The organism is Desulfospira joergensenii DSM 10085, assembly GCF_000420085.1.
Lineage (GTDB): Bacteria > Desulfobacterota > Desulfobacteria > Desulfobacterales > Desulfobacteraceae > Desulfospira > Desulfospira joergensenii.
Window position 1 is genome coordinate 768,542 of sequence record NZ_ATUG01000002.1, and the last position, 13,053, is coordinate 781,594.

10 protein-coding genes and 1 pseudogene are annotated in these 13,053 nt (G+C 53.7%); 6 read left to right on the plus strand and 5 right to left on the minus strand.

Annotated elements, in window-relative coordinates; translation table 11 throughout:
• Window positions 1-368: 368 nt before the first annotated feature.
• Window positions 369-1,766: an aminotransferase-like domain-containing protein gene (locus F608_RS0115880; protein WP_022666638.1), complete on the minus strand. Its 1,398-nt coding sequence runs from the start codon at window positions 1,764-1,766 to the stop codon at window positions 369-371.
• A 91-nt stretch (window positions 1,767-1,857) separates the two neighbouring features.
• Here F608_RS0115880 and F608_RS0115885 point away from each other — a divergent pair, with 91 nt between their 5' ends.
• Both F608_RS0115885 and F608_RS0115890 read left to right on the plus strand, forming a co-directional pair.
• On the plus strand, window positions 1,858-2,769 hold the full coding sequence (locus F608_RS0115885; RefSeq protein ID WP_022666639.1) for a DMT family transporter: 912 nt from the start codon (window positions 1,858-1,860) through the stop codon (window positions 2,767-2,769).
• A gap of 186 nt (window positions 2,770-2,955) precedes the next feature.
• Window positions 2,956-3,660: an AAA family ATPase gene (locus F608_RS0115890; RefSeq protein WP_022666640.1), complete on the plus strand. Its 705-nt coding sequence runs from the start codon at window positions 2,956-2,958 to the stop codon at window positions 3,658-3,660.
• A gap of 78 nt (window positions 3,661-3,738) precedes the next feature.
• On the opposite strand, the gene F608_RS0115895 is transcribed toward F608_RS0115890, so the two are convergent.
• Window positions 3,739-4,917, minus strand: a complete 1,179-nt coding sequence (locus tag F608_RS0115895) for a thiolase family protein (RefSeq protein ID WP_022666641.1) — start codon at window positions 4,915-4,917, stop codon at window positions 3,739-3,741.
• A gap of 14 nt (window positions 4,918-4,931) precedes the next feature.
• Complete coding sequence (locus F608_RS0115900; protein WP_022666642.1) at window positions 4,932-7,340, minus strand: 3-hydroxyacyl-CoA dehydrogenase/enoyl-CoA hydratase family protein; 2,409 nt, start codon at window positions 7,338-7,340, stop codon at window positions 4,932-4,934.
• 320 nt (window positions 7,341-7,660) lie between these two features.
• On the opposite strand from F608_RS0115900, the gene F608_RS0115910 reads away from it, so the two are divergent.
• Both F608_RS0115910 and F608_RS0115915 read left to right on the plus strand, forming a co-directional pair.
• A complete protein-coding gene (locus tag F608_RS0115910) occupies window positions 7,661-8,710 on the plus strand; it encodes a hypothetical protein (protein WP_022666644.1) in 1,050 nt (349 codons plus the stop codon).
• Window positions 8,710-9,426, plus strand: coding sequence for an acyltransferase (locus F608_RS0115915; RefSeq protein WP_341833814.1), 717 nt, complete (start codon window positions 8,710-8,712; stop codon window positions 9,424-9,426). Before F608_RS0115910 ends, F608_RS0115915 begins: the two co-directional genes overlap by 1 nt.
• Here the strand turns inward: F608_RS0115915 and F608_RS0115920 are convergent.
• Together F608_RS0115920 and F608_RS0115925 are read right to left on the minus strand one after the other, a co-directional pair.
• Window positions 9,423-10,607: a PAS domain S-box protein gene (locus F608_RS0115920; protein ID WP_022666646.1), complete on the minus strand. Its 1,185-nt coding sequence runs from the start codon at window positions 10,605-10,607 to the stop codon at window positions 9,423-9,425. The genes F608_RS0115915 and F608_RS0115920 overlap by 4 nt on opposite strands.
• Window positions 10,608-10,677: 70 nt before the next feature.
• Window positions 10,678-11,295, minus strand: a complete 618-nt coding sequence (locus tag F608_RS0115925; RefSeq protein ID WP_022666648.1) for a LysE/ArgO family amino acid transporter — start codon at window positions 11,293-11,295, stop codon at window positions 10,678-10,680.
• Window positions 11,296-11,596: 301 nt separating this feature from the next.
• Here F608_RS0115925 and F608_RS32225 point away from each other — a divergent pair.
• Window positions 11,597-12,175 (plus strand): annotated as a pseudogene (locus tag F608_RS32225) (DsbA family oxidoreductase); the annotation flags it as partial.
• Window positions 12,168-13,049, plus strand: coding sequence for a LysR family transcriptional regulator ArgP (locus F608_RS0115935; protein ID WP_027362815.1), 882 nt, complete (start codon window positions 12,168-12,170; stop codon window positions 13,047-13,049). The pseudogene F608_RS32225 and the gene F608_RS0115935, both read left to right, overlap by 8 nt.
• The last annotated feature ends 4 nt before the right edge of the window (window positions 13,050-13,053 follow it).

Genomic DNA, 13,053 nt, shown 5'->3' on the forward strand with positions numbered 1-13,053 from the left:
CAACATATTGAAATGACATAGAGCCACCACTCTTGTAGTTTGGATAAAGAAAGCAATCGACATCCAACAACGCAAGAGGTGAGTCATGAAAAGATTTATAGAAATATGTGCATTTGCCGAGAGAGAGGGGGGAATTAACTTGACGTTCCAAATTGTATTGGTATCTTAAATCCTTTTGACCGCAGACTATCTTAAAAATGAAATTTTCCAAATGCAGGGTATAGAAGCCCACACTATTGTTAATATTTATGAACATTTAATGCCCTAAAAAGTAAAAACAGGCACTCTTATTCTAATCTAAACCTTGAAGTACGCTGGAACTGGCCTCAACCCGGACCGGACTCCCTATATCGTCTATAATCTCCTTCTTACCGCATGGACTTCCCTAGAACCGCAAGCGCCTCGGAACGGTCTTTGGTCAGCTTTCTGCCTGCGTTCAGGCGGATGCAGTTGTTAAAAAACCGGCTGGCTGAAAACAGGTCTCCGGGGGCGGCGATCAGGCCTTTGCCTGCGGACTGCTCAAACACCTCGGTCGCGTCGATATGGGGGGGGAGGGTGATCCAGAGAAGACAGCCGCCGCTGGGCCGCCGGACATGGCTTCCCTGGGGAAGGATTTTGGATAGTCGTTGAATATGGTTGTCAATGCGGGAGTTCAGCGCTTTTCTCAGGGCCCGGAGATGGCGGCGGTGGGCCGTGGTGCCGGTGAATGAACCCAGAATAGCCTGGGCCACCCGGCAGGTATCCATGGATGTGCGCAGTTTTTCCTCTGTAAATATCCCGGCATAGTGGCGGGACCGGATCCAGCCGACCCTGAGTCCCGGGGATATGGTTTTGGAGCAGGAGGAGACCAGGATGATCCCGGGATCATCTGAATAGAATGTCAGGTTCCGGGGCCGGAAGGGTCCGAAAAAGAGATCTCCGTAGACATCGTCCTGAACAAGGAAGACGCTGTATTTTTCGGCCAGAGCGACAAGCCTTGCTTTTTTGCCGTCGCTCATGGTTATTCCAGTGGGATTCTGAACATTGGGCTGGGCAATGATCATCCGGATTTTTCCTTTGATCAGCTCTTCCTCCAGAATTTCCAGATCCATTCCGTCCGGTCCCACCGGGATTTCCACCAGTTGAACCCCCATGGGGGCCAGTTGCCGGAAGAAGTTCATATAGGTGGGGGACTCCAGGGCAATCGTGTCTTTCGAGCGGAGCAATGCCCGTAAAACAATGGTCATGGCCTCGGTGGCCCCATTGGTGATAACGATGTCATCGGGAGTTGCCGGTCCGTCGGTTTCCCCATTGGTTACGGCGAGCCGTTTTCTGAGGCCGTAATCTCCCTCGGGATGGCCATATCCCATCCAGGACCGGCTCAATCCGGCGGCAGCCTCGTGGAGGTGGCCGGAAGGAAGGAGATCCGGTCCCGGCGCGGCCGAGGCAAAGCTGGCATCGATGTGCAGAAGCCGTTCGTAAAGCTGGTCCAGGCGCTCTCCTGTTTCCCTTGCCGCTGCCGCATATCTCTGGGAAGGGGGAACCGCCCGGCCGATCCCATGACCTGTCAGATCGGATGCGCCTGCCCGAATATAGTATCCCCCTCTTTCCCGGGACCGGATCAATCCTTCATCTAAAAGAATATTGTAAGCGGTGAGCACCGTATTGATTGAAACTGCGGAGGCGCCAGCCTCTTCCCTGATGGAAGGCAGGCGTTCCCCCTCCTTGAGGATGCCGGATTCAATATCGGTTTGGATGCGCCGGACCAGGGCTTGGTATTTTTTCATGCATCTATATTACTGTACCCATAAAAAAATATCAAATTGTATCTGTACCCAAAATCAGACTAGTATTATTTTGTTCTCCAGGAGGTGAATCATGGGGAATCAAAAAATATACGGTTTGTTTATTCTGGTATCTACCCTTTTCGGCAGTACATTTCTGGCCATCAGCCTTGGCTTAAAGGCCGGGGCTTCCCCCCTGTTTTATGCTGCCCTGAGGTTTACCACTGCCGGAGGAATTCTTTTAACTGTTCTAATTTTATCAAAAAGGGCAAGCTTTGCGTCGATCCGTTCCCTGGCGGGCCGGGGGATTCTTTTTTCCCTTTTCATGACCGTGGGAAGCTTTGGATGCATGTTTATCGCCCAGACCCGGGTGGATTCGGGATTCATGGCCCGGTTCGATGCCTCCGGCCCCCTGGTGACCGCCCTGTTTGCCGTCCTGTTTCTAGGGAAGAGACTTTCCCTGGCCCACTTTGCCGCGTTTTTTCTCGGCACCACAGGCACCTTTCTCATTGCCTCCCCGGCAGCCCGGGCCGAGCCGGTATATTTGATCGCTGCCGCGGGAACCGTTCTTTTTTATGCGGCAGGAAATGTGCTTTATCCCCTTCTTTTCTCGGATGAGGAGAATCCGGTTCTGATTAGCGCCATACAGGCCTTTGTGGGCGGAATCATTCTCTTGGGGATTGCCCTGGGGACAGAGAATCTGCAGTTTCCTTCTGCTGCTTTCTGGCCTTTTCTTTATCTGGTCATCGGGGGGTCCATCTTCGGCCATACCGCAGCTCTTATCCTGGTCCGGGATGCAGGGCCTGTATTTGCTTCCGGGTGGCTCTATGTGTCACCGGTGATTGCCACTGTTCTGGGGGTTTGGGTGCTGGATGAATCCATAACAGCGGTTGGCATATGCGGAACAATCATGGCATTGGCCGGGGTGTTTATCCTGGGCCGGACAGAAGAGCCCACTGTCAGGCCCCAAGACCTTGGTGCACCGGCTATACCCCAGGATCGGTGACAATATCCCGTCTCCCTTGGAAATTTTAAATTTCCGGGGATATGAGAGAGAGTCAAATCCACTGGTACGGGAAATCTCTTGCCTGGATTCCAATGGGTTGATATTTCTATTTAGAGAGGTCCGTAAATATCCGGGCTAAATTAACGGAAAGATTGAAAATCAGCCTGCATGGAGAGAAGAGAGAAAATGAGCAAACACGTCACCCGTGTTGAACTCCACCCGGAAAAGTATCCGTCGGATTGCCAATACCCCTTCTCTTTACCGCTTTTCAATCAGACCCGGCAAATTTCATTTCGATTTCCGGTCACTTTTTTCGTGGGAGAGAATGGTACGGGAAAGTCCACCCTTCTGGAAGCCATCGCCCTTGCAGGCGGTATCCATATCTGGCGGAAGGATGGGGGCATGCGCTACCAGGCCAATCCCTATGAGAAAGAGTTGTTCAGATATATTACCCTGGAGTGGGCAGATGGAAAGGTCCCCGGATCCTATTTCGGTTCGGAAATCTTTAACGACTTCAGGAGAATCGTCGATAATTGGGCGGCCTCGGATCCCGGGCAATTGAAATATTTTGGAGGCAAGTCCCTGGTTTCCCAGTCCCACGGACAATCCATGATGTCCTATTTTCGTTCCCGTTATAAGATAAAGGGGATCTACTTTCTGGATGAGCCGGAAACCGCCCTGTCCCCAAGAAGTCAGCTTGAAATGCTGGAGATTCTCCGTGAAAACGGAAAAGCCGGGCATGCCCAGTTTATCATAGCCACCCATTCCCCGATTTTGCTGGCCTGCAAAGATGCGGAGATCTTCAGTTTCGATCACAGCCCGGTGCAACGAATCGGATACCGGGAAACCGAGCATTATCAGATATACAAGCGTTTTCTTCTTGAAAGATAAGAGCCTTAGACGTTAAAAACGGCTTCCCCAAAATGGAGAAGCCGTTTTCCAACCAAACAGGGTAAAGGGCTGGGAGGCCTATACCCGTTCAAAGATGGCAGCTGCGCCCATGCCGCCGCCGATGCACATGGATACAATTCCGTATTTGCCGTTCACCTCTTTGAGGTTGGCCAGGCAGGTGGCGGTGAGCTTGGCTCCGGTGCATCCCAGGGGATGGCCCAGGGCAATGGCGCCGCCGTGGATATTGATCTTGTCCATGTATTTTTCAAGACCCAGCTCCCGGATGCAGTAAATGGCCTGGGAGGCAAAGGCCTCGTTGATCTCGTAGATGTCAATGTCGTCGATGGTCAGTCCGGCCTGTTCCAGGGCCTTGGGAATGGCATATCTCGGGCCCACGCCCATTTCATCGGATTTACAGCCCACGGTGGCATAGGTGACGAGTTTTGCAATGGGGGTCAGACCCAGTTCATCGCATTTTTCCTTGGAGGCGATGATGGTGGCGGCAGCCCCGTCCGTGGTCTGGGAGGAGTTGCCCGCGGTCACGCTGCCGTTGGCGGCAAAGACCGTTCTCAGCTTGCCCAGTCCCTCCGGGGTGGATTCCCGGATCCCGTCGTCATGCTTGACAATGAACTCTTCCTTTTTCCAGGTGCCGTCGGCCTGTTCCACGAATTTAAAGGCCGGGGTGGGAACGATTTCCGTGAACAGTCCGTTGTCCCGGGCCCGGGCCGCCTTGGCCTGGGAGTCCGAGGCAAATTTATCCTGGTCTTCCCGGCTGACATCGTAGCGGTTGGCCACGTTCTCGGCGGTGATGCCCATGGAGATGTACATCTCCGGGTCGGTCTTGGAGTACTCAGGATGAGGGCGGGGCAGATTGCCTCCCATGGGGACAAAGGTCATGGATTCGCATCCGGCGCCCATGGTGATTTCCGACCAGCCCATCTGGACCCGGGAGGCGGCCAGGGCAATGGCTTCCAGGCCGGAGGCGCAGAAGCGGTTGACCGTGGCCCCGGAAACAGAGTCGGGGAAACCGGCCATCTTGGCTGCGATCCGGCCCAGGTTCAGGCCCTGCTCCGCCTCGGGAAAGGCACATCCCACCATGACGTCTTCCAAATGTTCGGGTTTCAGGTTGGGGGTTTTCTCAACCGCAGCCTTCATGATAAAGGAAACAAGTTCTTCGGGCCGGGTCTGGTTGAACTGGCCTCTTTTCTGTTTGCAGCCCGGGGTCCGGACCGATTGTACGATATATGCGTCTCTCATTTTTATGGCCTCCTTTAGTTTCTAAGCGGCTTTCCGGTTGTAAGCATGTGGTCGATCCTGGCAATGGTTTTGTCCTCTTTGCAGAAGTCCACAAAGGCGTCCCTTTCCAGTTTCAGGATGGTTTCTTCGGCCACTTCACTGCCGACCTTTACGTCGCCGCCGCTCATGACATAGGCGATCCGCTTGGCCAGGAAGGCGTCGTGCTCGCTCATGAATTTGCCGTTGAGCATGTTGAAGATCTCCGCGTTGACCATGCCCTGTCCGGCATTTCCCATGACCTTGAGGGGAAGCTTGGCCGGGGGGACATAGCCGTCGTCCACCATCTTCAGGACCTCTTTCTTGGCCTCACCGATGAGGTTGTCCCGGTTGAACACGATGCGGTCTGCCAGCCCCAGGAAGCCGTTGCCTCTGGCCTGGGCTGCGGACATGGACACGGCGGCCATGCCGATCTTCATGAAAGCCGGTACAAAGAGCTTGGCCAGGTCCACTTCTTTGGCGGTTTTCCCCGGCAGGGCATTGACATATTTTTTCCACAGGTTCATGGTTCCGCCGCCGGCGGGCAGCAGGCCCACGCCGATTTCAACCAGGCCCATGTAAAGTTCCGAGTGGGCCACCATCCGGTCTGCGCCCAGGCAGGTTTCACATCCTCCCCCCAGGACCATGCCGTAGGGGGCTGCCACAACCGGGAAGGGGGCATATTTGGCTGCCTGGACTCCAGACTGGGCCTTTTTCAGGAAAGCCTCGATTTCGGTGTACTTCTTGTCGTGGCAGAGTTTGGAGACAAAGGAGAGATCGGCTCCTGCGGAAAAGGCGCCGGGCATGCCGCCGGCTTCATTTCCGATGACCAGGCCGGCTCCGTTTTTGTCCACATATTCCAGGGCCTGGGCGATGGTATCCACGATCTCTTCGTTCAGGGCGTTCATCTTGGTGTGGAATTCCATGCAGAATACATCATCCCCGATATCCACCAGGCTGGCGGAAGCATTTTCGATAACGGTCTTGTTGTTGCCCTTGGCCGCGGCAATGGAGACCATGGTCTTGGAGACCGGAACGGCCTTGTAGTCACTGGAGGCGAAGTCGTAAAAGTACTTGATCCCGTTTTCAAGCTTGTAAAAGGAGGTAAAGCCTTTGTCCAGCATCTCCCTGACATTGGCCGGCACCTCCAGGTTCTCTGCGGTCATCCTCTCCACGGCTTCGGCCACTCCGTAGGTGTCCCAGAGCTCAAAGGGACCCATTTCAAAGTTGTAGCCCCACTTCATGGAGTTGTCGATTTCAACGATGGTGTCTGCAATCTCGGGGATCCGGCAGGCGGCGTACTGAAAGTTGTTGGCCGCGATGGTCCAGGCAAATTTGGCGCCCTTGTCATCTCCATTGAGAACGGTTTTTACTTTTTCCGGCAGGGAATCTTTCTTTTTGGCTTTGTCCAGGCAGGGGAAACTGGGTCTGACCAGGTCTTCATACTCCAGGGTCGCCGGGTTGAGCACTTTTCTCAGTTTTTTCCACTCAGGGGTCAGTTCGGTCTTGTAAAATCCTCCCTGGGTCTTGTTTCCCAGAAGGTTCTTTTCCGCCATTTTTTCCACGAATTCGGGGAGAACCAGGGTTTCCCGCTGTTCATCTTCCGGGCAGAGCTCATAGGAGTTCTTGCATACGTGCATCATGGTGTCCAGGCCGACCAGGTCGCAGGTTTTGAAGATGGCGGTCTTGGGGCGGCCCAGGGCCGGACCGAAAACGGCATCCACCTCCGGGATACTCATGTCTGCATCGGCCATGAATTTCATGACCGCACCGATACCCTGGATCCCGATCCTGTTGCCCACAAAGTTGGGGGTGTCCTTGGCCCAGACAATGCCTTTTCCTAAATTTTTCTCGCCAAAGGTGGCGATGAATTCGAGGATCTCCGGCAGGGTGTCTTCCCCGGGGATGAGCTCCAGCAGGTGCATGTACCGGACCGGATTGAAAAAATGGGTGCCCATGAAATGTTCTTTGAATTCTTTGGAGAACCCCTCACTGATGTCTTTCAGGGGGATGCCCGAGGTATTGGTCGTCACGACGGCACCCGGTTTCCTGACCTTGTCGACCTTGGTGAAGAGGTCCCGCTTGATTCCTAAGTTCTCAACCACAACTTCGATGATCCAGTCGCACTCGGACAGTTTTTCAATATCGTCATCCAGGTTGCCAATGGAGATCAGACCGGCATCCTTTTTATTGAAGAAGAGCGAGGGTGATGATGCCAGGGCCGCATCCAGACCGGCCTTGACGATCCGGTTCCTGGCCTGGGGATCGTTTTTTTCTTCGTCTTTCAGATCAAAGGGAACAATATCCAGGAGCAGCACTTTGACGCCGGCACCGGCAAGCAGGGCGGCAATTCCACCCCCCATGATTCCGGACCCGATGACTGCAGCCTTTCTAACTTTTCTTACCATGATTACCTCCTCGTATAGGCGTGTGATTCATGTAGTTATGAATGAGCATTCATTTTGAATTACCAGATGAACCCCGGGGTTGTCAAGGAAAAAGATTTTGGATTTCTCCTGGATCTATTTTTAGAAAAAACAATTAATTTCCAAGAGTTATATCAATTTTATATCAGAGGAATGTCCATGTGTCAGGCGGGTTTGGCTCAAAAAAATCAAATATGAATCACTATTCATGAATAAAAATCAAGGATCCTTGTCAAATTGCCCAGGGTTTGGTAGGTTGAATCTCCAGTCTGAAAGACTATTATTAATTTGGAGACACGGCAATGGTCCGGACCCCGGAAAAGATAAAAGAGATCTCTGACCTGAACATTGCTTCAGTTATCGGCCTGGTTGCCGGACTTCAGAGAGATTCAGGGGACATCCCCTGGCATGAAAACGGAAAAACCGATCCCTGGGACCTGGTGGAGTCTGTCATGGGACTGAACATCGGCGGATATTTCAGGGAATCCGGACGGGCCTTTGACTGGCTGGCCCGGAACCAGAACCGGGACGGGTCCTGGTTTTCTTCCTATATGGACGGCCGGCCCCAGGACAGAACCCGGGAGACCCATATGGCCTGTTACCTGGCCGTGGGCCTCTTTCATACCTATCTGGTCACCCGGGATATTGAGTGGCTGAGGACCTATTGGCCGTGCATGGAAAAAGGGGTGGAGTTTGCCCTGAGCCTCCAGACCGGCACCGGAGAGGTCTATTGGGCAAAAAGTCCCCAGGGAAAAGCAGACCCCATGTCCCTGCTGGCCGGGTCAAGCTCTATTTTCATGAGTCTCAGATGTGCCCTGGCCATTGGCTGCATTCTTGGGAAGACCCGGCCCCGCTGGCAGAGATCCTTTGAACTCCTGGAAAGATCCATCCAGGAAAACACCCACCTGTACAATGTATCCAAGGCCAGGTATTCCATGTACTGGTTTTATCCTGTCCTGTGCGGGGCCATCCGGGGAGACCGGGCCCGGGCCCGCATGGAAAAGTACTGGAACAAGTACGTCATCGAAGGCCAGGGCTGCCGGTGTGTCTCGGACCAGCCCTGGGTGACCCTTGCCGAAACCTCGGAGCTGGTCCTGGCCCTCCACGCCATGGGGGAAAGGAAAAAGGCGGAAATCGTATTCTCCTGGATCCTGGACCGGGTCTATGAAGACAAGACCTTCTGGTGCGGATATACCTATCCGGATATGGTGATCTGGCCCGAGGAAAAAATATCCTGGACCAATGCGGTGGTGGCCATGGCCGCCGATGCCCTTTACGGGCTGACCCCGGCCTGCCGCCTGTTCCGTCACGAGGCCTGGCAGGGATATGTATTCAGGGACTCGGCCAATTGATGAAAGACTGCCGGCCCTATTACATCAAAAAGGCCTGGTACCGGTTTCTTGATTTCTATGTGGACCGCTACCTGGAACCCAGGCTTTCCCTTCTGGGCAAAAATCCATTTATCGTAAAACCCTGGCACATCGAGATCTTTGGCTCCCCCATCCGCATCGGTAACAATATCACCCTTCTGGGCTGCTCGGATAAAAAGACAAGGCTGACGGTCTGGTCTGAAAAGAAAGGGATCGACGGTATTCATATCGAGGATCACGTCCTGATCTCCCCCGGTGTGAGAATCAGTGCGGCCAATTCCATTTCCATCGGCGAGTCGTCCATGCTGGCCAGCCATGTCTATATCACGGATTCAGACTGGCACGGCATCTATGACCGGTCCATGCCCCCCAGGGAGAACAGCCGGGTGGTGCTGGAAAAAAACGTGTGGATCGGAGATTCCGCCATTGTCTGCAAAGGGGTGACCATCGGGGAAAATTCCATTGTCGGGGCCGGATCCGTGGTGACTTCGGATATCCCGGAAAACGTGATCGCCGCAGGCAATCCCGCCCGGGTGGTCCGGAGGCTTGACCCGGGCAGAGAGATCATCACCCGGAAAGACCGGTTCGGGGATACGGAAAAGATGAACAGGGAGCTTGCGACCTGCGAAAAGGGATTTCTTGAGGGAAACACGACCTGGGGCTGGATCCGGTCCCTGGTTTTCCCGAAAAAGAATTAATCGGTTTCCGGGTCCCGGCCTTCAACCCGCTTTTCAAGCGCCCGGTGCGAAATCTTAAGGGCCTCTTCGACTTTTTTTCGTTTGGTAATATCCCTGGAGTTAATCACAACTCCCCGGATGGCCGGATGATCCAGGAGATTCTGGGCAATGGATTCTATGGTGGACCAATACTCATCCTTGTGTCTGAATCGCTGTTCCGTGGGCTTGGATCCCATTTTGCCCCGGAGCCGCAGATGAAACCGTTCAATGACCTCCTCCCTGTCATCGGGATGAATCAGTTCAAAGGCTGACCTTCCCATGAGTTCTTCCGGGGAATATCCCAGAATCCGCCGGGTGGAAGGGCTGACATAGGTATAACAGGCCTGGCTGTCCACGATCCAGATCATGTCGTTTGAATTTTCTATGAGGGCCCGGAAATGCTCTTCACTGTGTTTTAATGCCTTGAGGCTCTCCTGGAGACGGCGGGTCATCTGGTTGAACCCCTCTGCCAGGCGGCCGAATTCGTCATTGGATTGGACGGGAATCCGGGTGTCCAGGTTCCCCTTGCCGATTTTTTCTATTCCCTGCACCAGTTCATCCAGAGGCCGGGTCAGGCGGCGGGTCAGGAACATCAATGCCAGGGTGATCATAAGGGCCCCTGAGATCCCAAGGGTGTAGAGAATGGGTTTCATCCGGTTGGACACCCCGTATACCTCCTGCATGGGATCCACGGCCAGGATATACCAGTCCCAGGGCGGAAAATAATTAAACCTGGCAAGGCTTTCCTCTCCTCCCACATCCAGCAGAAGCCTCCCAGGGCCTTTCTTGAGTTCCGGGAACCATGATTCAATGCTCATGTCCGTATCCAGAATATATTTACTGGGATGAATTACGACCATGCCTTTTTTGTCCAGGGCAAAGATATATCCCTTTTTCCCCACTCCGATGCCTGAAATTTCTGCTGCAGCATCCATCTTGGCCTTGGCAATGCTGGCCGGAACCTCTCCCAGACCGTATTCCTGGATGGCTTCTTCCTGGGCCCGAACAATGTCCATGGCTTCTGAAAGACGGGTATCCAGCCAGGTTTCCCCAAGATCGGTCAGGGCGGAACGGGAAAGATAATAGGAGATGCCCATGGCGGTGAAAGCAAAGAGGATCACCAGGGGCAGTATGGACAGAAGGGTTTTTGTGAAAATATTCATTGTCCCCTATATACATAGAAAACTGATAAATTCCAAGGGGGTTGAAAAAAGTCAGGAGAAAAAATCCGGGCTATAATCTGGCCAGCACATCCCGGAGAACGGAAAGTCCGATGGCCCACATGACCAGCCCCACGGAAGAGTCCAGGATCCGCCAGGAGATCTCCCTTTTAAAAAGGGGGGCAAGCAGGGTTGCGCCTATGCTCAGGGTGAAAAACCAGATAAAGGAGGCGGTCATGGCACCGGCCCCGAAGAGCATTCTTCCCGGGTCCTGGAACTGGCCGGCAAGACTGCCCAGGAGGATGATGGTGTCGATATAGACATGGGGATTGAGCAGGGTGACGGCCAGGGTGGCCAGGACGGCAGACTTTAAAGAGGGTTTTCCGGCCTGATCCGGTTCCAGGCGGCCGCCTCCATAGGCGGACCAAAAGGCCCCGGCTCCGTACCAGAACAGAAAAACGGCGCCTCCGATCCCGGTGGCCAGGGAAAGGATCCGGCTGGAAGCGATGACCTTGCCCAGGCCCATGACCCCCAGCGAGATGAGAACGGCATCGCAGAGTGCGCAGATCAGGGGGATGACCAGGATGTGGTTTTTTCTCACCCCCTGGCTCAGGACAAAGGCGTTCTGGGCGCCGATGGCCAGGATCAGTCCTCCTCCTGTGGCCATGCCCTTCAAAAATGTCAATTCCAAATCGATCCGGTCTCCTAGGCCTGGGTTTTGATTTCAGCCAAGCCTACAAAAAGGAGGATATGAAGTAAAATTAATTTATTTTATAATTCATTAGTAAAATTTATTTAAACGGGCTTGTATCGTTCTCCATACTGGTTATCTTATTAAAATGTCGGAAGTGCGGTCCTGACTGCCCGGAACCATGGAAAAAAAATACGGATCTGTTTTGAACCGCTGAACCGCTTGAATCTATAAGGAGATACACATGGCCGAGAAAGCAATACTTGAAATCTATTCCGATTATGTCTGACCCTGGTGTTACTTCATTACCGGGAGTATTGAAAAACTGCAGAAAAATCATGGGATCCGGATAAAATGGAGGGCCTTTCCCCTGCACCCGGATACCCCTTTGGAGGGGTTGACCCTGGAGGAATTGTTCCGAAAAAAGGGAATGCCGGCGGATGTGGACCGGGTGGTGGATCAACTCAAGGCAAAGGCCGAGAGTCTGGGGCTGCCCTTTGGAGACAGGAAAATGACCTATAATACCCGTCTGGCCCAGGAAGCCGGGCTCTGGGCCGAAACCATGGGAAAAGGGCATGAATTCCACAACGCGGCATTCAGGGCCTATTTTGTCGAGGGACTCAACCTGGCCCAAAAGGAAGTGCTTTTGGATCTGATGGAATCGGTGGGCCTGGATATCAAAGAAGGAAGCCGGGTCTTGGACGAGAGACGCTTTGGCCCTGCCGTCGACCGGGACTGGACCCTTTCCCGGGAAAAGGGCATCACTGCCGTTCCCAGCTTTATCATGGGAAATGAACGGCTGGTGGGAGCCCAGCCTTACAATATGCTGGAAAGCCTGGTACGTAATGGCCTGGAAACTTTCCGGAAAAATCATGCTTGATTATAAACTTCTCCACGCCCTGGATGCCGTGGTCCGGGAAGGCGGATTTGACCGGGCCTCCCAGAGACTCAACATCACCCAGTCTGCCGTGTCCCAGCGGATTCGGCTTTTGGAAGATCTGGTGGGTGGTCTTCTGGTCACCCGGACAACGCCTCCTCGGCCCACTGGGGAGGGAAAAATCCTGCTAAAACATTTTTCCCAGGTTCAAAGCCTTGAAAGAGACCTGGAAAATAGTCTGAAAGGGCCTGATTCTCCAGGCTTTCAAACCCTTTCCCTGGGCATCAATGCCGACAGCCTGGCCACCTGGTTTTTTCCGGCGGTGAAGGATTTTTTAAGGGTCCGGCCCATTCTTCTGGACCTGAAGGTAGATGACCAGGATCAGACCCATAAACTGCTCAGGGACGGGGATGTGGCCGGCTGTATCAGTTCCGAGCAGACTCCGGTACAGGGGTGCAGCGCCAGGTTTATCGGGGAGATGAACTACCGCCTGGTGGCGGCCCAGGACTTCTGCCGGCGCTATTTTCCCGGGGGGATTGAATCCGGCGGGATGGACAATGTACCGGCCGTTATCTTCAACAGAAAGGACGACCTTCATTTAAAATTTTTCCGCCAGTTCCTGGGCCGCTCCCTTGGGAAGATTCCCATCCACTATGTGCCCTCTTCGGAAAAGTTTGTCCAGGTGATCCTGGACGGGCTGGCCTACGGGATGGTGCCCGATCTCCAGGGCAAAAAGCACCTGGAAAACGGCATCCTGGTGGATCTGGCACCGGATCATCATATCCGGGTTCCCCTCTACTGGCACCGGTGGAATCTCAAGACCTCTCTTCTTGACGAATTCTCGAACATAATTGTGAAAAATGCCGTGATCTGCTAAGGAA

Coding starts and splice junctions, on each gene's coding strand:
- F608_RS0115880 (WP_022666638.1), bottom strand. CDS start 1,766: ATGAAAAAATACCAAGCCCTGGTCCGGCGCATCCAAACCGATATTGAA.
- F608_RS0115885 (WP_022666639.1), top strand. CDS start 1,858: ATGGGGAATCAAAAAATATACGGTTTGTTTATTCTGGTATCTACCCTT.
- F608_RS0115890 (WP_022666640.1), top strand. CDS start 2,956: ATGAGCAAACACGTCACCCGTGTTGAACTCCACCCGGAAAAGTATCCG.
- F608_RS0115895 (WP_022666641.1), bottom strand. CDS start 4,917: ATGAGAGACGCATATATCGTACAATCGGTCCGGACCCCGGGCTGCAAA.
- F608_RS0115900 (WP_022666642.1), bottom strand. CDS start 7,340: ATGGTAAGAAAAGTTAGAAAGGCTGCAGTCATCGGGTCCGGAATCATG.
- F608_RS0115910 (WP_022666644.1), top strand. CDS start 7,661: ATGGTCCGGACCCCGGAAAAGATAAAAGAGATCTCTGACCTGAACATT.
- F608_RS0115915 (WP_341833814.1), top strand. CDS start 8,710: ATGAAAGACTGCCGGCCCTATTACATCAAAAAGGCCTGGTACCGGTTT.
- F608_RS0115920 (WP_022666646.1), bottom strand. CDS start 10,607: ATGAATATTTTCACAAAAACCCTTCTGTCCATACTGCCCCTGGTGATC.
- F608_RS0115935 (WP_027362815.1), top strand. CDS start 12,168: ATGCTTGATTATAAACTTCTCCACGCCCTGGATGCCGTGGTCCGGGAA.